Here is a 21,450-nt window from a genome sequence, read left to right as displayed (position 1 = left end):
CCGGACGGGCTGGCCAGCAACACCACCCAGCGCGACTGCTGAGGGCAAGCCGGGCCGCCGACACCGCGACCACCCGCCCAGCCTGACCGAAACGGCCGGGAGCGACGACAGATGGGTGGTGGCGACCGGGCCGGCCCGCCCGGCCACCGATCTGAGCCCGGCGGGCGCGGCACAGGCCGGACCGGGCAGCGAGATCGCGTGGCAGGGCGGAACGGCCCTGATCGGAACGGGACGGGGTCGGGCGTACCGGAAACGGGTTTGGAAGATCGTGCCGGGAAAGGGTCAGCCGCCGGTGATGGACCAGTGCCAGGCCTCGGAGGGCAGGTTGACGTAGCCGTATTTCGCGGCGTTGGCGGACAGCCACTTGAAGGCCTTGGTCTTCTTGGTCAAGGTTTTGCCGTCGGAGGTGACGTCGACGGCCAGGCCGAGTTCGTGCAGGGAGCGGCCCGGGATGGCGGTCGGGACGCGGCAGGAGGAGGCCGGCGCGGTCCACACGTCGGGGCAGCCGTTGATCTTGCGGAGTTCGACCTGCCGTTGCTTGGTGCGGAAGCCGCCTCCGGAGATGGCGACACCGTCGGCGCGGGCGTCGTCGACCATCCGCTTGAAGGCGTAGGCGACGTTGCGGTGGACCGTGGTGCCGTAGACCGTGGTGGTGTCGGCCAGGGCGAACTTCGGGCGGATCTCGGTGACCACGTCGCGGCTGAGCGTGGTGGCCTGCGCGGCGAAGCCGGCCGCGGTTCCGGCGGTGGCGATGCGCTGCTCGGTCTTCGGGATCGCCGCGGCGGCGGCCTGGCGCACGGCGGCCGCCTTCTGCAGGCCGGTGGCGGCGGTCCTGGCCTGGGCCTTGGCGGCGCGCAGGACGGTGGCGGCCTCGTGCAGCCTCTTGCGGCGGGCGTCGCGGGTGGCGGTGGCCGAGGTCACGGCCTTGGTCGCACTGGTGACGGCCTTCTTGCTGCGCGGGCGCTGCTTCTTCGCGCGGGCCAGTCTGTTCTTGGTGTCAGAGAGTCCGCGTTCGGCGGTCTTGAGCCGTTCGTGTACGGCCGCGTGCGCCGTGGTGACATCGGCAAGCTTCTTCCGGGCGGCGGCGTCGGCCCTGGTGGCGGCGGTGACCTCGGTGGTACGGGTCTTGAGCGCCGCCTTCTGGACGGTCAGGGTCTTGCGCAGCGCCGCCTTGGTCGCGTCGACGGTGAGGCTGCGGTACATGAGCTTGCTGTAGTTCTGCGCGACTCCGGGGACCGCGGCGTGGGCAGTGCCGGGGGTGCCGACGATCGGGGCAGCGACCGCGATCGCCGTGGCCATCGCGGTGATGATCCGTGTCTTTCTCACCTCAGTGCGCTCCTTGCCTTCCGGTGCGTGGACGTACCACCGTGCGGTCCGGCGGGTGCGGCCGCCGATCCGGTCGGAGAGCGATCCGGTTGCGGTGCTCGAACATTGATCCCGATCCCGATAACATCCACGGACATCGAATCGATAGATGCCAGTGGGGGACTGCATGCTTCGAAGAACCGTTGCTGCGCTCGCTATCGGCGCCACCGTGGTCGGGATCACCGGCACCGCGGCCCGGGCGGAATCACCCGACGATCACGCGTACGCGCAGATCGCCGCCCTGCAGGAACTCAAGAAGTCGATGAGCCCGGACGAGCGCAAGCTCGACAGCCGGCTCGCCGTCGAACTGCGCAAACGGAACAGCAAGGTGGCCACGAGCGCGCTGCCGGCGCTCACCACCGGCGTCGAGGTCACCAAGTCCGGCACGGTCGAGGTCGAGGTGCACGCCGAGAAGGTCGGCGACGACCTGCTCGGCCGGCTCCGCAAGGCCGGCGCGGGGATCCGTTTCCCGTCCGCACAGACCGGTACGGTCCTGGTGGAGGCGCCGCTCGGCACGCTGCCGGAGATCGCCTCCTGGAAGGACGTGACCGCGGTCAACCTGGAACACGGCGCGATCACCGGCCACCAGAGGGACCCGGACGCCAAACCGAAGAACGAGTCCAAGGAGAGCAAGACCGCCCGGATCGAGACGGCTCTCAGGACGGCCCCGAAACTGACCACGGCGGCCGCCGGCTCGGTCGTCTCCGAGGGCGACCGCACACACGCCGCCGACACGGCCCGGACCAGGCACAAGGTGACCGGCGTGGGGGTGAAGGTCTGCGCCCTGTCCGACGGCGTGGACTCGCTCGCCGACTCGCAGGCCTCCGGTGACCTGCCCGCCGACGTCGACGTGCTGCCCGGCCAGGAGGGCAGCGGCGACGAGGGCACCGCGATGCTGGAGATCATCCACGACCTGGTGCCGAACGCCGAGCTGGGCTTCGCGACGGCGTTCACCAGCGAGGCCAGCTTCGCCGAGAACATCCGGGCGCTGCGCTTCACCGGCGGCTGCGACATCATCGTCGACGACGTCGTCTACTACCACGAGAGCCCGTTCCAGGACGGTCTGCCGGCGCAGGCGGTCAACGCGGTGACCGCGGACGGCGCGTACTACTTCAGCTCGGCCGGCAACGAGGGCAACACCCTCGACGGGTCCTCCGGCAACTGGGAGGGCGACTTCGCCGACTCGGGGCTGGGCCTAGGCAAGTTCGCCGGGGACGCGCACGACTTCGACCCGGGCGAGGGCGTGTCGATCCTCAACCCGCTGTCGCCGAACAGCGACGGCCGGATCACCACCCTGTGGTGGGCGGACCCGCTGGCCGGTTCGGCCAACGACTACGACCTGTACCTGATCAACTCGGCCGGCAACGTGACGTCGTTCTCCCAGGACGTGCAGGACGGCGACGACGACCCGTGGGAGATCCTCCAGACCGGCGCCACCACCGGCCAGAAGGTGGCGGTCGTCAAGTTCGCCGGCGCCGACCGGTACCTGCAGCTCACCGTGTTCCGCGGCCGGATGGGGTTCTCCACCCCGGGTGTGCTGCGCGGGCACAGCGCCGCCGAGAACGCGTTCGCCGTGGCGGCCACCCCGGCGGCCGCCGCGCTGCCGTTCGACCTGGAGACCGGCGACCCGGCGAACCCGGTCGGCCCGTACCCGAACGTGCACACCCGGCAGTCACAGCCGGAACGGTTCACCTCGGACGGGCCGCGCCGGGTGTTCTACGCCGCCGACGGCACGCCGTACACGCCGGGGAACCTCTCCTCGACCGGTGGTGTGGTGCGGGTCAAACCGCAGATCACCGCGGCCGACGGGGTGGCCACGTCACTGTCCGACTTCAACCCGTTCTTCGGCACCTCGGCGTCGGCGCCGCACGCCGCCGCGATCGCCGCGCTGGCGCTCTCCGGCAACCCGGGGATGACCGGCGAGGAGATCCGGGCCGCGTTCACGTCGACCGCCCTGGACCTGGCGCCGGCCGGGTTCGACCAGCGCACCGGCAACGGCGTGATCCGGGCCGACCTGCTGCTGCGCAACACCGGCGCCACCCCGCAGCCGCTGGTCCGGGCCGGTGAGCCGACGGTCACCCCGACCACCGGCGACGGTGACGCCCACCTGGAGCCGGGTGAGAAGGCCACGGTCACGGTGCCCGCCGTCAACGAGGGCGACGGCACGGCGACCGGGGTCAGCGTGGTGGTGTCCACCTCGGATCCGGGCGTGACGGTCACGCCGCGGTCCCGGTCGTACGGCACCATCGCGGCGGGCGCGTCCAAGACCCGGGACTACACGGTGACGCTGGCCGCCGACTACCCGCTGGGCCGGCCGGTGACGTTGCAGACCCGGGTCACCTTCGCCGGGGTGCTGTCGCCGACCGCCCGGACGGTGAACGTGCCGGTGGGACAGCCGTCGGCGACGGTGCGCGACTTCGCCTACGGCGGCGCGGTGGTGCCGATCCCGGACAACGACCCGACCGGGGCCTCCGCCGCGGTCGAGGTCAGCGGCGTCGGGTTCGCGTCGGCGCTGACCGTGTCGATCGACGGCACCGAGTGCTCCACGGCCACCGGCGCCACCACGGTCGGCGTCGACCACACCTTCGTGGGCGACCTGATCGGCACGCTGAAGGCGCCGGACGGCCGTTCGGTGACGCTGTTCTCGCGGACCGGGGGCAGCGGCAACAACCTGTGCCAGGCGGTGTTCGACGACGCGGCCGCGACACCGTTCGCGTCGGCGCTGTCCAGCAACGCGCCGTTCACCGGCAGCTGGAAGCCGGCCACCCCGCTGTCGGCGCTGCGGACCGCACCGGTCGACGGGACGTGGACGCTGCACGTCGCCGACCGGGTCGGCGCGGACACCGGGTCGATCCGGGCGTTCTCGCTGCACATCGCCGGTTACGACCCGGCCTGATGGCGGCCGTCCGGGCGTGTGCGCACGCGCCCGGGCGGTCCCCCATCAAAGGACGCACGCGCCCGGACGGTCCCCGTCACGCGTGGGCGACGCTGCCCGGGCGGGGGCGGCCCACCGAGAGCACGTCGAGCAGCAGGGCGGCGCCGGCCACCAGGGCCAGCAGGACCAGGCCCAGCGCGTACGAGTCGAACCGCTGGTAGATGCCGCCCATGACCAGCGGTGGCACGAACCCGCCGAGCCCACCCGCGGCGCCGACGATGCCGGTCACGGAACCGACCTGAGCGGCCGGCGTCAGCTGCGCGACCAGCGCGAACGTCGCACCGCTGCCCGCGCCGAGGGCGGCGGCCATGGACAGGAACGCGATCGTGCCCAGCGGCATGAGCGGCGGCGTGAACGCCTGCACCAGCGCGCCGGCCATCACCACGACCAGGGTCACGGCCAGGACCCGGGCCGGCGGCATCCGGTCGGAGAGCCAGCCGCCGACCGGCCGCATGACCACCGCGAGCAGCACGAATCCGGCCATCCGGTTGGAGGCGTCGGCCGGGGTCAGGTCGTAGGCGGTCTTCAGGTAGGCGGGCAGGTAGACCGAGAACGCCACGTAGCCGCCGAACGAGACCGCGTACAGCGCCGACGCCTGCCAGGTGATCCGCAGTCTCATCGCGGCGCCGAGGCGTTGCGCGAGCGGCGCGGTGGGCACCGTCCGGCCGGGCGCGTCCCGCAGCAGCAGCCAGGCCACGACGGCGTACGCGAACAGCGCCCCCGCCGTGATCAGGAACGGGGTGGCCGTGCTCCCGGCGTCGACCAGCTTGACCGTGGTGAGGGCGCTGATCGCGGTGCCGCCCATGCCGACGCCGAACACGCCGACCGCGAAGCCGCGCCGATCCGGCGGGAACCAGGCGTTGACGAACGGGACACCGACCGCGAAGGTGGTGCCGGCGATGCCCAGGAAGAACCCGCCGACCAGCAGCGAGACGAGGGCGTCGTGGCCGAACAGTCCCAGGTAGAGAACCGGGACGATGGTGACCATTGTGATCAGCGGGAACATGGTCCGGCCGCCGTAGCGGTCGGTGAGCGCGCCGACCGGGATGCGGCCGACCGAGCCGACCACCACCGGTACGGCCACCAGCAGCGCCTGCTGGAACGAGGTGAGGTCCAGTTCGGCCTGGAATCTGCTGGCCAGCGGGCTGAGCAGCGCCCAGGCCCAGAAGTTGAGGGCGAACCCGAGGGTGGCCAGGAACAGCATCAGGTTGGGGCGGCCGGTCGTCGGTGAAGTGCTCATCGGTCTCTCCGTGTGGGCAGTCTTCTCCGGTCAGGGTTACACAAATCCGGGGCCGGGTTCGCCATTCCGCTTGCACCGGGGCGCGGCTCGTACGAATGTGGGACCGAGGCAAATCAATCGGGAGGATCGCTCCATGGCGGACGGTTCCGGACAGGCGTTGTTGCAGTTCGGCGGTCTGATCAGGCGGGCGAAGGTCTCGCCGGACGGTCGGGCGCTCTACCAGATCGGCGGGCGGGAGGCGGACGCCTTCTACCGCGATCGCTGGTCGTACGACAAGGTGGTGCGCTCCACCCACGGGGTCAACTGCACCGGGTCGTGCTCGTGGAAGGTGTATGTCCGCGACGGCATCATCACCTGGGAGCAGCAGCAGACCGACTATCCGACCGCCGGGCCGGACCGCCCGGAGTACGAGCCACGGGGCTGCCCGCGCGGGGCGGCGTTCTCCTGGTACACCTACTCCCCCACGCGCGTGCGGTACCCGTACGCCCGAGGGGTTCTGATCGAGATGTTCCGGGAGGCGCGGCAGCGGCTCGGTGACCCGGTGGCCGCGTGGGCCGAGATCCAGAACGATCCGGCGAAGCGGCGCGCCTACCAGCTGGCCCGCGGCCAGGGTGGCCTGGTCCGGGTGAACTGGGACGAGGCCCTGGAGATGGCCGCCGCCGCCCACGTGCACGCGATCAAGGAGTACGGTCCGGACCGGATCGCCGGGTTCTCCCCGATTCCGGCCATGTCGATGGTGTCGCACGCGGTGGGCGCCCGGTTCATGAGCCTGATCGGCGGCACCATGCTGTCGTTCTACGACTGGTACGCCGACCTGCCGGTGGCCTCGCCGCAGGTGTTCGGTGACCAGACCGACGTGCCCGAGTCCGGCGACTGGTGGGACGCCTCCTACCTGCTGATGTGGGGCTCCAACATCCCGGTCACCCGGACCCCGGACGCGCACTGGATGGCCGAGGCCCGCTACCGGGGGCAGAAGGTCGTGGTGGTGAGCCCGGACTTCGCCGACAACGTGAAGTTCGCCGACGAGTGGATGCCGGCGCAGCCGGGCGCCGACGGGGCGCTGGCGATGGCGATGGGCCACGTGATCCTCAAGGAGTTCTTCGTCGACCGGCGCACCCCGCCGTTCGTCGACTACGTGCGCAGGTACACCGACCTGCCCTACCTGATCACGCTGCGGCGGCGGCCGGACGGCGCCTACCAGCCGGACCGGTTCTACGGTGACGATTTCAAGCCGGTGGTGTGGGATTCGGCCACCGGTGCGCCCGCGGTGCCGCGCGGCAGCCTCGGGCACCGGTTCGGCGACGAGCCCGGTCAGTGGAATCTCGATCTCGGCGACATCGAACCGGCGCTGACCTGCCTGGGCGCGGGCCCGGCGGTGGAGATCGTGCTGCCGCGTTTCGACCTCGACGAGCCGGGCACGGTACGCCGGAGCGTACCCACCCGCATGATCGACGGCCACCTCGTAACCAGCGTGTTCGACCTGATGCTGGCCCAGTACGGGGTGTCCCGACCGGGTCTGCCCGGGCAGTGGCCGACCGGCTACGACGACCCGGACGAGCCCTACACGCCGGCGTGGCAGGAGCCGATCACCGGTGTTCCGGCCGCCCAGGTGGCCCGGGTGGCGCGGGAGTTCGCCGACAACGCGGAACGCTCCGGCGGCCGGTCGATGATCCTGCTCGGCGCGGGCGTCAACCAGTGGTTCCACGGCGACACCACCTACCGGGCGATCCTGGCGCTGGTCACGCTGACCGGCTGCCAGGGTGTCAACGGCGGCGGCTGGGCGCACTACGTGGGCCAGGAGAAGTGCCGCCCGGTCACCGGCTGGCAGCAGCTCGCCTTCGCGCTGGACTGGGTGCGGCCGCCGCGGCAGATGATCGGCACCGCGTACTGGTACACGCACACCGACCAGTGGCGGTACGACACCTACACCGCCGACGTGATCGCGTCACCGACCGGCACCGGTCAGTTCGCCGGACGGCACACCATGGACCTGCTCGCCCAGTCGGCGCGCCTGGGCTGGATGCCGTCGATGCCGACGTTCGACCGCAACCCGCTGGACCTGGCCGACGAGGCCGGCGACGACCCGGGCTCCCACGTGGCGGGCGAGCTGCACTCCGGGCGGCTCGGGTTCGCCTGCGCCGACCCGGACGATCCGAAGAACTGGCCCCGGGTGTTCACCGCCTGGCGGGCCAACATCCTCGGCTCGTCGGCGAAGGGCAACGAGTACTTCCTCAAGCATCTGCTCGGCACCCGTTCGAACCTGCGGGCCACCGACGTGTCCGGCAAGGGTGAGGCGCCCGAGGGCAAGCTCGACCTGATGCTCAGCCTCGACTTCCGGATGACGTCGACCACGCTGCTGTCCGACATCGTGCTCCCGGCCGCCACCTGGTACGAGAAGCACGACCTGAACACCACGGACATGCACCCGTTCATCCACGCGTTCACCCCGGCGATCAGCCCGCCGTGGCAGACCCGGACCGACTTCGACATCTTCCACGGCCTGGCCCGGCACTTCTCCGCCCTGGCGAAAACCCATCTGGGGGTACGGAAGGACCTGGTGGCCGCGCCGCTGCTGCACGACACGCCGGACGCGATGGCCACCCCGTGCGGTCGGGTCGTCGACTGGCAGGAGACCGGCGAGGTGCCGGTGCCCGGCCGGACCATGCCGAAGATCGTGGTGGTGGAACGCGACTACGGGGCGGTCGCCGACCGGCTGGGCGCGCTCGGACCGCTGCTCGACACGCTCGGCACCACCGTCAAGGGCGTGCACGTCGACGTCAACCCGGAGATCGAGTACCTGCGCCGCAAGAACGGTGTGGTCCTCGGCGACCGGCCGTCGCTGCTCAAGGACGTCCACGCGTGCGAGGCGATCCTGGCGCTGTCCGGCACCACCAACGGGCGGGTCGCCACCGAGGGCTTCCACGACGTGGAGAAACGTACCGGGGTGCGGCTCGCGGACCTGGCCGCCGAGCACGAGGGCAAGCAGATCACCTTCGCCGACTGCCAGGCCCGGCCGGTTCCGGTGATCACCAGCCCGGAGTGGTCGGGCAGCGAGACCGGCGGCCGCCGCTACTCGCCGTTCACCATCAACGTGGAGCGGCTCAAACCGTGGCACACGCTGACCGGGCGGCAGCACTTCTTCCTCGACCACGACTGGATGCACGAGGCCGGTGAGGCGCTGCCGATCTTCCGGCCGCCGCTGGACATGCACAAGCTCTTCGGTGAACCGCGGCTCGGGCGCAACGGCGAGCTGGAGATCACCCTGCGCTACCTGACGCCGCACTCGAAGTGGTCGATCCACTCCGAGTACCAGGACAACCTGATCATGCTGACGCTGTCCCGGGGCGGGCCGACCATGTGGATGAGCGAGGCGGACGCCGCGAAGATCAAGGTTCGCGACAACGAGTGGATCGAGGCGGTCAACCGCAACGGCGTGGTGGTCTGCCGGGCCGTCGTGTCGCACAAGATGCCCGAGGGAACGGTGTACTTCTACCACGCCCAGGAGCGGGTGATCGACGTGCCGAAAGCCGAGATCAACGGCCGGCGCGGCGGCATCCACAACTCGCTGACCCGGCTGCTGGTCAAACCCACCCACATCATCGGCGGGTACGCCCAGTTGTCGTTCGCGTTCAACTACCTCGGCCCGACCGGCAACCAGCGCGACGAGGTGACCGTCATCCGCCGCCGGTCACAGGACGTGGAGTACTGAGATGCGCGTGATGGCCCAGATCGCGATGGTCATGAACCTCGACAAGTGCATCGGCTGCCACACCTGCTCGGTCACCTGCAAGCAGGCGTGGACCAACCGCTCCGGCGTCGAGTACGTGTGGTTCAACAACGTCGAGTCCCGCCCCGGGCAGGGCTATCCGCGCACCTACCAGGACCAGGAGCGCTGGCAGGGCGGCTGGGTGCGGACCCGGACCGGGCGGCTCAAGCCCCGCTCCGGTGGCCGGATCAAGAGGCTGTTCAGCATCTTCGCCAACCCGATCATGCCGCGGATCGGCGACTACTACGAACCCTGGACCTACGACTACGAGCACCTGCTGACCGCCCCGGCCGGTGAGGACCTGCCGGTGGCCCGGCCGAAGTCGCTGCTCACCGGCGAGGACACCAAGGTGACCTGGTCGGCGAACTGGGACGACTCGCTCGGCGGCGGCAACGAGGTCCTCCAGGGGGATCCGATCCTGCGAAAGGTGTCCGACCAGGTCCGCCAGGAGTACGAGAAGGCGTTCCTGTTCTTCCTGCCGCGCATCTGCGAGCACTGCCTCAACCCGTCGTGTGCCGCGTCCTGCCCGTCCGGCGCCATCTACAAGCGGGCCGAGGACGGGATCGTGCTGGTCGACCAGGACCGGTGCCGGGGCTGGCGGATGTGCGTGACCGGCTGCCCGTACAAGAAGGTGTATTTCAACCACCGCACCGGCAAGGCCGAGAAGTGCACGTTCTGCTTCCCACGGATCGAGATCGGCCAGCCCACCATCTGCTCCGAGACCTGCGTCGGCCGCCTCCGCTACATCGGATTGATGCTGTACGACGCGGACGCCGTCGCGAAGGCCGCCGCCGTCGAGGACGAGCACGACCTGTACGACGCCCAGCGCTCGGTCTTCCTCGACCCCTGGGACCCGGCCGTCGCGAAGGCCGCGCTCGCCGCCGGGATCCCCGAGGACTGGATCGCCGCCGCCCGCCGCTCGCCGGTCTGGGACCTGATCATGAAGTACGAGGTGGCGCTGCCGCTGCATCCGGAGTACCGCACCATGCCGATGGTCTGGTACATCCCGCCGCTGTCGCCGGTCGTCGACGTGCTGCGCGACACCGGCCACGACGGCGAGGACCCGCACAACCTGTTCGGCGCCGTGGACGCGCTGCGCATCCCGATGGAGTACCTGGCCGAGCTGTTCACCGCGGGCGACCCCGCCCCGGTCCGGGACGCCCTGAACCGGCTCGCCGCGATGCGCGCCTACCAGCGGCGGATCAACCTGGGCGAGAAGCCGGACGGCTCGATCCCGGCGGCCGTCGGGATGACGCCTGAGGAGATGGACCAGATGTACCGGCTGCTGGCGATCGCCAAGTACGAGCAGCGGTACGTCATCCCGTCCGCGCACGCCGAGGACGCCCACCGGCTGGAGGGTCTCGGCGCCGAGTGCTCACTGGACTACGAGGGCGGCCCCGGCATGTACCAGACCGGCCCGTTCGGCGAGGCGTCCGGGACACCGGTGCCGGTGCAGGTGGAGACCTTCCACATGCTGCGTGACCGGCAGACCGCCGACGAGCCGCGCCGGCTCAACCTGCTGAACTGGGACGGCAAGGGCACTCCGGAGGGCATGTTCCCGCCGCGCGAGGAGGACCGGTCGTGACCGCTCTCGCCGCCCGGGCCGCCTCCCTGCTGCTGCGCTACCCCGACGATCACGTGCTCACCGCCGTACCCCTGATCCTCGACGCCCTGCCGACGCTGCCCACCCGGGTCGCCGGATCGCTGCGGCCGGTCGCCGCCCACCGGGCCGGCGGCGAGCCGGGAGCCCTGCGCACCGAATACGTGGACCAGTTCGACTTCCGCCGCCGGTCCAGTCTGCACCTGACCTACTACACCTGCGGTGACACCCGCCGGCGCGGTGAGGCGCTGGCCGGCTTCGCCGCCGCGTTCAAGGCCTCGGGGTACGAGGTGGTCGACGGCGAACTGCCCGACTACCTGCCCGCGGTCCTCGACCTGGCGGCCGCCGACGACACCGGCTGGCGGCTGCTGCGGGAGAACCGGGTCGGCCTGGACCTGCTGGCGCGGTCGCTGGAGAAGTCCGTCTACCGGCACGCCGTCGAGGCTGTCCGCGCGCTGCTGCCGGCCGCCACGCCCGGGGAGCTCGACGCCGCCACCGCCCTGGCCCGTACCGGCCCACCGGCCGAACAGGTGGGCCTGCAACCGTTCGGGAGCAGTCGATGAACACGTTCCTGTGGGTGGTCTTCCCCTACCTGTCGATCGTGGTGCTGATCGGCGGGACCGTCTGGCGCTACCGGTACGACAAGTTCGGCTGGACCACCCGCTCCTCCCAGCTGTACGAGACGAACTACCTGCGCTGGGGCAGCCCGATGTTCCACTTCGGGGTGCTGTTCGTGCTCATCGGGCACGTCGTCGGCCTGCTCATTCCCAAGTCGTGGACCGAGGCCGTGGGCATCACCGAACACCTCTACCACCTGATGGCCGTCTTCATCGGCACGGTGGCCGGGCTGTGCACGCTGATCGGCATGGCGATCCTCATCCTCCGCCGCCGTCTCACCGGCCCGGTCTTCGCCGCCACGACCAAGAACGACAAGGCGATGTACGTGGTCCTCGCGGCCGTGATCCTGCTGGGTCTGTGGGCGACCGTGAAGGCAAACATCGCCGGCGGCGGCTACGACTACCGGGAGACCGTGTCGCCGTGGCTGCGCTCGCTGTTCACGCTGCAACCGGACGTCGCGCTGATGACCGCCGTCCCGGCCGGTTTCAAGATCCATATCATCGCCGCGTTCGTGCTGTTCGCGTGCTGGCCGTTCACCCGGTTGATACACGCGTTCAGCGCGCCGGTCGGCTACCTCACCCGCCCGTACGTGGTCTACCGCTACCGTGACCCGCGCGGTGGCCTGCGGCCCACCCGTCCCGGCTGGGAGCCGCCCCGCTGAGAGCGGCCCCGCCAGGCCACCCTCCGGTAAAACTGGAACGATTCCAGAAAAGCGGGTTAAGGTCGTGGCATGACGTCCGACCTCGAGGCGCAGTTGCGGGCCGTCTCGCTGCGGGTGACCCGGCCACGCCTGGCCGTGCTCGCCACGCTGCGCGACCACCCGCACGTCGACACCGACACGGTGATCGAGCTGGTGCGAGCGGATCTCCCGTCGGTCTCCCACCAGGCGGTCTACGATGTGCTGCGAGCGCTCACCGACACCGGCCTGATCCGGCGCATCCAGCCCGCCGGCGCGACCGCTCGCTACGAGACCCGGGTCCGCGACAACCACCATCACGTCGTGTGCCGCGGCTGCGGCACGATCGCCGACGTCGACTGCGCGGTCGGACACGCCCCCTGCCTCACCGCATCCGACGATCACGGGTTCGTGGTCGAGGAGGCGGAGGTCGTCTATTGGGGCACCTGCCCCGACTGCGTGACCAAACGTTCGGAAGAAGGTAGCTGATGAGCGACATCCAAGATCCGAAGCAGAGCGGCTGTCCGGTCGCGCACGACTCGGTGACTGCGCACGGCAGCGAGAGCGAGAACCCGGCGATCGACTCGCCGACCCCGAAGACCGGTGGCCGTCCGCGCGGCAACCGCGACTGGTGGCCCAACCAGCTCGACCTGTCGGTGCTGCACACCCACTCGTCGAAGAGCAACCCGCTCGGCCCGGACTTCGACTACGCCAAGGAGTTCGGGAAGCTCGACGTGGCGGCTCTCAAGGCCGACATCGTCACGGTCCTCACCACCTCGCAGGACTGGTGGCCGGCCGACTTCGGCCACTACGGCGGCCTGATGATCCGGCTCAGCTGGCACGCCGCCGGCACCTACCGGATCCACGACGGCCGCGGCGGCGCCGGTGACGGCGGGCAGCGGTTCGCCCCGCTCAACAGCTGGCCGGACAACGCCAACCTGGACAAGGCCCGCCGCCTGTTGTGGCCGGTCAAGGCCAAGTACGGGCAGAAGGTCTCCTGGGCCGACCTGCTGGTGCTGGCCGGCAACGTGGCCCTGGAGTCGATGGGCTTCAAGACGTTCGGCTTCGGCTTCGGCCGCCAGGACGTGTGGGAGCCGGAGGAGATCTTCTGGGGCCCGGAGGACGCGTGGCTCGGCGACGCGCGGTACGTGTCCGAGAAGACCATGTCCGAGGGCGTCGGCGCCACCGAGATGGGCCTCATCTACGTCAACCCGGAGGGCCCGCGCGGCAACGCCGACCCGCTCGCCGCGGCGCACTTCATCCGGGAGACGTTCGCCCGGATGGCGATGAACGACGAGGAGACCGTGGCGCTGATCGCCGGCGGTCACACCTTCGGCAAGACCCACGGCGCGGGCGTCGCCGACGACCACGTGGGCGCCGAGCCGGAGGGCGCGCCGCTGGAGGCGCAGGGTCTGGGCTGGCTGAGCACGCACGGCACCGGCAAGGGCGCCGACACGATCACCAGTGGGCTCGAGGTCACCTGGACCGACCGGCCGACCCAGTGGAGCAACCGCTTCTTCGAGATCCTTTTCGGGTACGAGTGGGAGCTCACCACCAGCCCTGGCGGCGCCAAGCAGTGGGTCGCCAAGGACGCCGAGGCGATCATCCCGGACGCCCACGACCCGTCGAAGAAGCACAAGCCGACCATGCTGACGACCGACCTGTCGCTGCGCATGGACCCGGCGTACGAGAAGATCTCCCGCCGCTTCCTGGCGAACCCCGACGAGTTCGCCCTCGCCTTCGCCAAGGCCTGGTACAAGCTGCTGCACCGTGACATGGGCCCGGTCCGCCGTTTCCTCGGCCCGTGGGTGCCGGAGGCGCAGCTGTGGCAGGACCCGGTCCCGGCCGTCGACCACCCTCTGGTCAGCGAGACTGATGTCGCTGCCCTGAAGTCGAAGGTCCTCGAATCCGGCCTGACCACCGACCAGCTCGTATCGGCCGCCTGGGCGTCGGCCGCGACCTTCCGGTCCACCGACAAGCGCGGCGGCGCCAACGGCGCCCGGATCCGCCTGGAACCGCAGCGCGGCTGGGAGGTCAACCAGCCGGTCATCCCGGTGATCGACGCGCTGGAGAAGATCCGGCAGGAGTTCAACGCGTCCGGCGGCGCGAAGATCTCGCTGGCCGACCTGATCGTGCTGGCCGGCGGCGCCGCCGTGGAGAAGGCCGCCGCGGACGCCGGCCACCCGGTGACCGTGCCGTTCCACCCGGGCCGCACCGACGCCTCGCAGGAGCAGACCGACGTCGAGTCGTTCAAGGTCCTGGAGCCGCGGTCCGACGGCTTCCGCAACTACCTGCGGCCGGACGAGAAGACCCCACCCGAGGTGCTGCTCGTCGAGCGGGCGTACATGCTGAACCTCACCGCGCCGGAGATGACCGTCCTGGTCGGCGGCCTGCGAGCGCTGGCCGGCGGCGCTCTCACCAACGAGTTCTTCGTCAACCTGCTCTCCCCGGGCACCCGGTGGAAGGCGTCGGAGTCCCAGGAGCACGTGTACGAGGTCCAGGACGTGACCACCGGCGAGGTCAAGTGGACCGCCACCGTGGTCGACCTGATCTTCGGCTCGAACTCGCAGCTGCGCGCCCTCTCCGAGGTCTACGCCAGCGCCGACGCCCGCGAGAAGTTCGTCAAGGACTTCGTCGCCGCATGGGTCAAGGTCATGGAGCTGGACCGCTTCGACCTGCGCTGACCCGCCTCAGTGAACCCCGGCCGGTCCGCACGACCGGCCGGGGTTCACTCGGCGTCACCCATGGCGATCACGACCGCGCCGAGCCGTTGCTCGGTCTCCACCCGGCGGTGCGCCTCGGCCGCCTGCGCCATCGGGTAGACCCGGTCGACGATCGGCCGCACGGCCCCGGCCTCGATCATCTCGGCGAGGTCGGCCAGATCCTCCCTGCCCTCCGGCGCGAACGTGACGATCACGCTCCGGCTGGTCAGCCCTCGGATCAGCACCGACAGCCGCGGGTTGCCGTTGAGATAGCGCCCGCCCGGTTCGAGCATGCCGATCAGCCGCCGGTGCGAACTCCCGGCGACCATGTCGAAGACGACGTCGAACCGGCGGCCCGTGGTCGTGACATCGACGCTGGCGTAGTCGACGAAGTCATCGGCTCCGAGACGGCGGACGAGGTCCTCCTTGATCGCGTGATCGACCGCGGTGACGTGCGCCCCCATCGAGTGGGCGATCTGGACGGCATGCGCGCCGATGCTGCCGCCCGCACCGTTGATCAGCACCCGCTCCCCCGGTTCGATGCCGGCGCGCCGCATGAAGTGCAGCGCGTTGAGCCCGCCGAGCGGAACGGCGGCCGCCTCCGCGAACGTCATGGTCCGCGGCTTGGGCGCGATCGCGGCGTCCTCGGGAACGACGACGTACTCGCCGTACCCGCCCAGCCGCAGTCCGGAGGAGCCGTAGACCGGGTCACCGGCGGCGAAATCGGTGACCCGGCCGCCCACCGACACCACCTCACCGGCGAAGTAGCCGCCCAGGATGCTCCGTCGCGGTTTCCGGATGCCGGTCGCGATTCGCAGGGGAAGCCAGAACCACTTCACCGAGAACCGGAAGGCCCGCAGCTCGCAGTCGGATTTGGTGGCCTCGGCGGCCCGCACCCTGATCAGGATCTCCCGGTCACCCGGGACCGGGTCGGGCACGTCCGTCAGGTGCAGAACGTCCGGATTCCCGTATCGGGTGTGGACGACGGCCTTCACTCCGCTATCCGATCCGCCGCCGGTCTCGCTGTCAACACCGATCGGCACACTTAGCTGATTGACATTGGTTGATATCCCGACACATTGACGTAATACTTGCCGGGAGCGCTCCCAATCCCCTGAAAGCCGAGGAATGGAGGACGTATCGTGCCCCGACACGAGTCCCGTCGATCCCACCGCCGGCCCCTCCAGGCGCTGCTGGTCGTGCTAGCCACGATGATCAGCATGCTCCCCTGGACCGGAGCGGCCCAGGCGCACGGCACCATCATCAGCCCGCAAACCCGCGCCTATCAGTGCTGGAAGACCTGGGGCAGCCAGCACACCAACCCGGCCATGCAGACCCAGGACCCGATGTGCTACCAGGCGTTCCAGGCCAACCCGGACACCATGTGGAACTGGATGAGCGCGCTGCGGGACGGGCTCGGCGGCCAGTTCCAGGCCCGTACCCCCGACGGTCAGCTGTGCAGCAACGGGCTGGCCCGCAACGACAGCCTGAACCGGACGGGCGCCTGGAAGGTCACCAACGTCAGCCGCAACATGACCGTCCAGCTGTACGACCAGGCGAGCCACGGCGCCGACTACTTCCGCGTCTACGTGAGCAAGCAGGGGTTCAACCCGGCCACCCAGAGCCTCGGCTGGGGCAACCTCGACTTCATCACGCAGACCGGTAGGTACGCCCCGGCACAGAACATCTCGTTCAACATCACCACCTCGGGTTACACCGGGCACCACATCCTCTTCGTCATCTGGCAGGCCTCGCACCTCGACCAGGCCTACATGTGGTGCAGCGACGTCAACTTCGCCTGACCGTCCCGACCCATCCGGCCCGGGATGCCCCCTCCCGGGCCGGGCACTCCCCCGAGGTGAATCATGAGGACCCGCTACATAGGGGCCGCGGTGGCGCTGCTGACGGCGGCGGCCGGTGCGGTCGCGCTGACGCGGCCCGGCACTTCGTCCCTGCAAGATCAAATAATGACCCGGATGCGTACGTCACTCGAACAGTCCAGCCCGGAACAGCACCAGCACGCCGGTCACGGCGCCCAGGCGGCGGACGCGGCGGTCATCTGCGGAGTCCGCGTCTACGGCTACGAACCGGCCGGGGCCGGCACGCTCACCGACGTGACGGCGGTCTACGGCTTCCACCTGTGCGGGGTCGCCGAACAGCAGCGGCCGTGGGACGTGGCGGTCAAACTCGCCGGCCCGGTCATCCTGAACATGTCCAGCGATCCGCCCGGCATCCAGGTGGTCGAGGCGACCGCCGAGGTGAAGTACGTCGACCGGCTGCGGCAGATGTTTCCGTCGCCGTACGCCGAAATGGCTCAAAAAGAAGCGCTGTCCACCGAGGAGATGGCCGACCTGCGCGGCCGCTACGACGCGGCCGCCGGCCTGTGAAGCACGTGGACGACCTCGTCCAGGAAGCCGACGACCACGTCGGCCCCGGTGAGGCCGGACGGATCCGGCGCGAGACCCACGACGAAGGCACCGGCGGCCCTACTCGCGGCGACACCCGTCGCACTCAACCGCGAGGTCGATCATCACAGGGCGGCCCGGACGGCGACGGCGAGTTCGTCGCGTCGCGCCTCGGACAGGCGGGCATCGGTGTCGTTCAGGTAGCGGAAGACGCCCGGCCCACGACGCTCAGCGGGCAGGTCCGGCATGCGCGGCACGAGGTGGAAATGGACGTGTGCGAAGCCCTCCTTCTCGGCGAACTGCACCACGTACGTCTTGACACAGCCGGTAACCGCCCGCAGAGCGCGCGAGAGCCGCACCTGCCAGAGCCCGAGCGTGCTCGCCTCGTCGTCGGTCAGCTCCGCGATCGAGGTCACGTGACGCCGCGGAACCAGGACGAGCCACCCGGGCAGACTGCTGTTGAAGTCGTGCGCCACCCGCCAGAACCGGTCCGCGGCCACCCGCTCCCGAGGCGGCAGTCGATCGAAGCCCTCGTTGTTACGGCAGGCATAACAGTCCACCGCCGCAGATTACCGGCCACTCACCAGCCCGGCGCGGGGTCGATCTCCGGGGCGCCCTTCGGCCAGTCGTCGCCCGGTTCGTAGGGACCCCGCACGACGACCAGCGACCATCGCTGAGCACCATCGGGCTCGACCGTGACGGCCACCGTCTCCGTTGAGCCGGCACTGTGGAGCCTGGTGACGCCATCACAGGTGCTCGTGGCCTTGGCGGTTTCGCCGCCCAGGTCGGTGCCGACGATCAATTCGCCGCCACCGGTACACCGGTACCGGACCGTGAGGTCGCCCTGACCGCCCGGCACACCCAACGACGCCCGCCAATGACCGGAGCGCCCGGCGAGCCGGGCAAGGATCTGCGGGTCTGCCGGCTCCGCGCGGACCAGCACAGACGGCGGTGAGGTGACGACGGGTACCGCCGCCGGCTCACGATCACTGCCACAGGCGGCGAGTGAAACGACGGCCAAGGCGCAAACTACTGCCGATCCCCTCAAACCACTTTCCATTCTCACCGTACGCGCACCGCAGCCGTACCTGATCTTGCCTCTGGTCCGCAGCACGCTACCCGACCACCTTCGGCGACCTCCCGCGGGAGATCCTCGACGTGGATCACAAGGCAGACAACCCCTCGAACATCCGGCTCGTCGTTCAACCTCGGGCCCTGCTCCGGCGTCACGGTGGACCAGCCTGCTACGTCACCGAGAGTGCCTACGACGGGCGATGCGGCTCCGACCGAGACAAGACCGGCTGCGCCTTCTCTGCGGCTACTTGAGAGGACGCCGCTCAGATGGGCTGGCGCTCTCCGTTGCACTATGCGATACCGTCCTTCCGCGCGCCGGGCAAAGGCACATGGGAAGGGTGCGTCATGTTCAATCATGTTGCCCAAGATGCGGGCCTCGCCCGCGGAGGCATGAGCCGGTTCGAGTCCGGTAGCCCGGCGCGCCCGCTCGGCGGCAGATGAGTCGCGAATTCGGCGGTAGCCTCCTGGCTCCGGTGGTGGGCGCGCCAATAGCCTCGGGTGATGCGGATCGGGGTTTGCCAGACGCCGGAGATCCTCGGGAATGTGGACGCCGCGGTAGAGGTGGTACAGCACTTCGCCGAGCGGGCGGCGGCCGAGGAGGTCGACCTGCTGGTGTTTCCCGAGTGCTTCCTGCAGGGATACCTCGTCACCGAGCAGCACGTCCACGGACAGGCGTTCGAACTCGGCTCCGCGGAATTCGACAGGGTGCTGGGCAGGGTGAAAGACCTCCGGCCGGTCCTGGTCCTCGGCATGATTGAACGCACCGGTCACCGCTACTACAACACCGCCGCCGTCATCGAGGACGGCCGACTCCTGGGCCGCTACCGCAAAACGTTTCTGACCAGCGGGGAGTCGATCTTCGCCCGCGGCGACGACTACCCGGTCTTCGACGTCGGCGGCATACGTTTCGGGATCAACATCTGCTACGACGCCCAGTTTCCCGAAGCAGCCGCTGCCGTGGCCGCCGGTGGAGCAAGTGTGCTTCTGTTGCCGGCGCAAAACATGATGCGCCGTGAGAAGGCCATCTGGTGGCAGGGCCGGCACAACGAGATCCGGGCCCACCGGGCCCGCGAGAACAACATGTGGCTGGCGTCCGCTGATGTCACCGGCAAGCGCGACGACCGAGTGGGCCTCGGACCAACCTGTTTCCTCAGCCCTTCCGGCGATGTGACAGCCCAAGTGCCCATCGGGGAAATCGGCATGGTCACCGCCGACATTCCGCGCCCAGGTCGTCGACCGCCGGAACGGTAACTACCACCTCTCGTGCCGCGCGTACCTCGCGGCCAGATCCGGGCGCGGCACGCTGTACCGGCTCGCATGGCCCTCTCCGGGCGCCGCCGTCCGGAACCTGCCTGGCCTGGAAGCCAAGGGCGGCCCCTGACCGCTCATCTCGCCGACGGCAACGCGGACGATCCGCCAGCGCTGGTTCGGGCGTGACCGGATCGGCTACTGAGTGGTTGAACCGGGCTCGGGTTGGTCCACGCGCTACCGTCTGCTTATCGCCGAGGCCACGCCTCAAGATCCGCAACGAGTAGCCCGGCCCTGAACAGCAGGAGGAGACACCGATGACCGACTCCACCAGTGACGCCAATCCTACCGATGACGCCGAAGCGGGACCCGAGGAGCTACCGCAGCCCTTCGAGAACCGGGCGGCACGCCGATCCAAGGGCAAGGCGACCGCCCAGCACACTGGGGGTACCGCGGGCCGCGTCCCAGGCCGTTCCGGCACCGTGCAGAGCCCTCGCCAGTACGGCAACCGTCGTAGCGGCTGATCCTCGGAGTTCCTGGCAGCGGCCATACCGAATAGGCACGGCCGCTGCCAGGTGTACAGCTGTCGCCACAGGCTCGCCGGGGCACGGTGACGGCCAGGCCATGTGCGGGCGTGCGACAGGTCGTCCGAAAGACTACGGAGCGACACCACCGTCAGGTCGACCGAAGAGCGCGGATCGCGGCAGTTGAGTGCGGTGCACAATGCGTAGTCGGGTCCGATACGCCTTTTCAGGTTGCCGTTCGTGCATCCACGCGTACGACCGCCCCGTGAGTCGCCTCGTACTGCTACCGGTTCGGCCTACGGCCTCGGGCGCCCCGGTGCGCCTGTTGTCGGGACCCCGAGATCGTCGCACACCACTCGGCAGGGCGACAGCGGGTTCCGGCGCCGCCACAGCCGCGCGATCAGCGGCAGAAGCGGACGTCTTCCGCTCCGACGCTTGAGTGTCAGTAACGAGCCGTAGCCAGGCCGAGTGGCCGCCGCTCCACGATCAATGAAAGAGGTCGAGCACCGCCAAGCTCTGTGCCTGTCCAAGATGTCGAGGACTTCCGCGACAAACGGTCGAAGCCCTTCGCCCAGGCGCCCGGTTCGCACCGGCCGCGGGCACCGCCAGGTTCGCTGGCGTGATCATCAACGTCCTGACGCTGGCGCTGGCCGTCTGGACCTGCCGAGCGCTTTTCTCTCGGCAGCGCCGACCTTGTGGTGCTATGGCATCGTTTCCGCAGTGACCATGACACCTCCGCCGCCCGCGGACTCGCGTGGAGGCGAACCCCTTGAACCGGCGCCGCTGAGCCGTCGGCTGCCAGCCCGGGTGATCGATCTGACGGTTGTCGCGGGCACGGTCGCCGTCGCCGTGGCCCTGGTCGGTTCGGCATCCCTGAGCGGGTCAACGGAAGGGTGGGCGGAACTCGGCGGGTTCCTCGCGGTGCTGTTCGGCGGAGCCGCAGCCGTCGTGATCGCTGTGCTAACGGTGATCGTCGCGCCGACCGCAGTCCACGGAGCATCCCTCGGTAAACGGCTCACTGGCATTCGCGTCGTCGACGTCAACGGCGGCCGTGCCGGTTGGTGGCGCTCGATCGTCCGGGAGGCGGCGCTTCCCGTCGCGTACGTGATCGCTGTTCTGATTCTCGACAGGCTCACCTCCTCAGCGCCGGGATCAGACCCGTCGCGCTCACTGGCCGACGACCTGCCCGTGCTGGCCGGGGCGGCGCTCCTCATTGCCGACCTGATATTTGGATGTCGCCCGGACGGCCGCACTGGCCACGACCTGATCGCCGGAACGATCGTCACCCGCTGAACTC

At 69.9% G+C, this 21,450-nt stretch carries 16 protein-coding genes; 11 read left to right on the top strand and 5 right to left on the bottom strand.

All coding sequences use genetic code 11. From position 1 onward, the window contains the following. Positions 1-282 precede the first annotated feature (282 nt). Positions 283-1,326, bottom strand: coding sequence for a M15 family metallopeptidase (locus tag KZ829_RS44140; RefSeq protein WP_308285645.1), 1,044 nt, complete (start codon positions 1,324-1,326; stop codon positions 283-285). Positions 1,327-1,492: 166 nt separating this feature from the next. Between KZ829_RS44140 and KZ829_RS24835 the strand changes: the two genes are divergently transcribed. Beyond that, complete coding sequence (locus tag KZ829_RS24835) at positions 1,493-4,261, top strand: S8 family serine peptidase (protein WP_246636199.1); 2,769 nt, start codon at positions 1,493-1,495, stop codon at positions 4,259-4,261. A gap of 76 nt (positions 4,262-4,337) precedes the next feature. On the opposite strand, the gene KZ829_RS24830 is transcribed toward KZ829_RS24835, so the two are convergent. Next, positions 4,338-5,540 carry an MFS transporter gene (locus KZ829_RS24830; RefSeq protein WP_220146312.1) on the bottom strand — a complete coding sequence of 401 codons (1,203 nt, stop codon included), beginning with the start codon at positions 5,538-5,540 and terminating at the stop codon, positions 4,338-4,340. 133 nt (positions 5,541-5,673) lie between these two features. On the opposite strand from KZ829_RS24830, the gene KZ829_RS24825 reads away from it, so the two are divergent. The 6 genes from KZ829_RS24825 (at position 5,674) to katG (ending at position 14,884) form a co-directional block, all read left to right on the top strand. Further along, the gene (locus KZ829_RS24825; RefSeq protein ID WP_220146311.1) at positions 5,674-9,249 is read left to right on the top strand and encodes a nitrate reductase subunit alpha; all 3,576 of its coding nucleotides are present in this window, start codon (positions 5,674-5,676) and stop codon (positions 9,247-9,249) included. Between the two features lies 1 nt (position 9,250). Next, positions 9,251-10,891 (top strand): nitrate reductase subunit beta, encoded by a 1,641-nt coding sequence (gene narH, locus KZ829_RS24820; protein ID WP_220146310.1) that lies wholly within the window; start codon positions 9,251-9,253, stop codon positions 10,889-10,891. After that, complete coding sequence (narJ, locus tag KZ829_RS24815; RefSeq protein WP_220146309.1) at positions 10,888-11,469, top strand: nitrate reductase molybdenum cofactor assembly chaperone; 582 nt, start codon at positions 10,888-10,890, stop codon at positions 11,467-11,469. The genes narH and narJ overlap by 4 nt, the downstream gene beginning before the upstream one ends. Then, the gene (gene narI / locus KZ829_RS24810) at positions 11,466-12,185 is read left to right on the top strand and encodes a respiratory nitrate reductase subunit gamma (protein ID WP_220146308.1); all 720 of its coding nucleotides are present in this window, start codon (positions 11,466-11,468) and stop codon (positions 12,183-12,185) included. Before narJ ends, narI begins: the two co-directional genes overlap by 4 nt. A 69-nt stretch (positions 12,186-12,254) precedes the next feature. Further along, positions 12,255-12,689 (top strand): Fur family transcriptional regulator, encoded by a 435-nt coding sequence (locus KZ829_RS24805; protein WP_208469388.1) that lies wholly within the window; start codon positions 12,255-12,257, stop codon positions 12,687-12,689. Further along, positions 12,689-14,884, top strand: a complete 2,196-nt coding sequence (katG, locus tag KZ829_RS24800; RefSeq protein ID WP_220146307.1) for a catalase/peroxidase HPI — start codon at positions 12,689-12,691, stop codon at positions 14,882-14,884. Before KZ829_RS24805 ends, katG begins: the two co-directional genes overlap by 1 nt. A gap of 44 nt (positions 14,885-14,928) precedes the next feature. Here the strand turns inward: katG and KZ829_RS24795 are convergent, their stop codons facing one another. Next, complete coding sequence (locus KZ829_RS24795) at positions 14,929-15,897, bottom strand: NAD(P)-dependent alcohol dehydrogenase (protein ID WP_220146306.1); 969 nt, start codon at positions 15,895-15,897, stop codon at positions 14,929-14,931. A 147-nt stretch (positions 15,898-16,044) separates the two neighbouring features. Between KZ829_RS24795 and KZ829_RS24790 the strand changes: the two genes are divergently transcribed. Both KZ829_RS24790 and KZ829_RS24785 read left to right on the top strand, forming a co-directional pair. Continuing rightward, complete coding sequence (locus KZ829_RS24790) at positions 16,045-16,704, top strand: lytic polysaccharide monooxygenase auxiliary activity family 9 protein (RefSeq protein WP_220146305.1); 660 nt, start codon at positions 16,045-16,047, stop codon at positions 16,702-16,704. A 63-nt stretch (positions 16,705-16,767) separates the two neighbouring features. Then, the gene (locus KZ829_RS24785) at positions 16,768-17,289 is read left to right on the top strand and encodes a hypothetical protein (RefSeq protein ID WP_220146304.1); all 522 of its coding nucleotides are present in this window, start codon (positions 16,768-16,770) and stop codon (positions 17,287-17,289) included. Positions 17,290-17,432: 143 nt separating this feature from the next. Here KZ829_RS24785 and KZ829_RS24780 read toward each other — a convergent pair whose 3' ends face one another. Next, on the bottom strand, positions 17,433-17,867 hold the full coding sequence (locus tag KZ829_RS24780; protein ID WP_220146303.1) for an HIT family protein: 435 nt from the start codon (positions 17,865-17,867) through the stop codon (positions 17,433-17,435). 20 nt (positions 17,868-17,887) lie between these two features. Beyond that, on the bottom strand, positions 17,888-18,328 hold the full coding sequence (locus KZ829_RS24775) for a hypothetical protein (RefSeq protein WP_220146302.1): 441 nt from the start codon (positions 18,326-18,328) through the stop codon (positions 17,888-17,890). 554 nt (positions 18,329-18,882) lie between these two features. Between KZ829_RS24775 and KZ829_RS24770 the strand changes: the two genes are divergently transcribed. Both KZ829_RS24770 and KZ829_RS24765 read left to right on the top strand, forming a co-directional pair. Next, positions 18,883-19,632, top strand: coding sequence for a carbon-nitrogen hydrolase family protein (locus KZ829_RS24770; protein ID WP_220146301.1), 750 nt, complete (start codon positions 18,883-18,885; stop codon positions 19,630-19,632). 1,010 nt (positions 19,633-20,642) lie between these two features. Next, the gene (locus KZ829_RS24765; RefSeq protein ID WP_308285644.1) at positions 20,643-21,446 is read left to right on the top strand and encodes an RDD family protein; all 804 of its coding nucleotides are present in this window, start codon (positions 20,643-20,645) and stop codon (positions 21,444-21,446) included. The last annotated feature ends 4 nt before the right edge of the window (positions 21,447-21,450 follow it).

The organism is Actinoplanes hulinensis (genome assembly GCF_019429605.1).
Taxonomy (GTDB): Bacteria; Actinomycetota; Actinomycetes; order Mycobacteriales; family Micromonosporaceae; genus Actinoplanes; species Actinoplanes campanulatus.
This window is presented reverse-complemented; position numbering and strand designations above follow the sequence as displayed.

Bases quoted from the DNA above. Each gene is read 5' to 3' on its own strand.
- KZ829_RS24835 (WP_246636199.1), top strand. From the start codon at position 1,493: ATGCTTCGAAGAACCGTTGCTGCGCTCGCTATCGGCGCCACCGTGGTC.
- KZ829_RS24830 (WP_220146312.1), bottom strand. From the start codon at position 5,540: ATGAGCACTTCACCGACGACCGGCCGCCCCAACCTGATGCTGTTCCTG.
- KZ829_RS24825 (WP_220146311.1), top strand. From the start codon at position 5,674: ATGGCGGACGGTTCCGGACAGGCGTTGTTGCAGTTCGGCGGTCTGATC.
- narH (WP_220146310.1), top strand. From the start codon at position 9,251: ATGCGCGTGATGGCCCAGATCGCGATGGTCATGAACCTCGACAAGTGC.
- narI (WP_220146308.1), top strand. From the start codon at position 11,466: ATGAACACGTTCCTGTGGGTGGTCTTCCCCTACCTGTCGATCGTGGTG.
- KZ829_RS24805 (WP_208469388.1), top strand. From the start codon at position 12,255: ATGACGTCCGACCTCGAGGCGCAGTTGCGGGCCGTCTCGCTGCGGGTG.
- katG (WP_220146307.1), top strand. From the start codon at position 12,689: ATGAGCGACATCCAAGATCCGAAGCAGAGCGGCTGTCCGGTCGCGCAC.
- KZ829_RS24785 (WP_220146304.1), top strand. From the start codon at position 16,768: ATGAGGACCCGCTACATAGGGGCCGCGGTGGCGCTGCTGACGGCGGCG.
- KZ829_RS24770 (WP_220146301.1), top strand. From the start codon at position 18,883: ATGCGGATCGGGGTTTGCCAGACGCCGGAGATCCTCGGGAATGTGGAC.
- KZ829_RS24765 (WP_308285644.1), top strand. From the start codon at position 20,643: ATGAAAGAGGTCGAGCACCGCCAAGCTCTGTGCCTGTCCAAGATGTCG.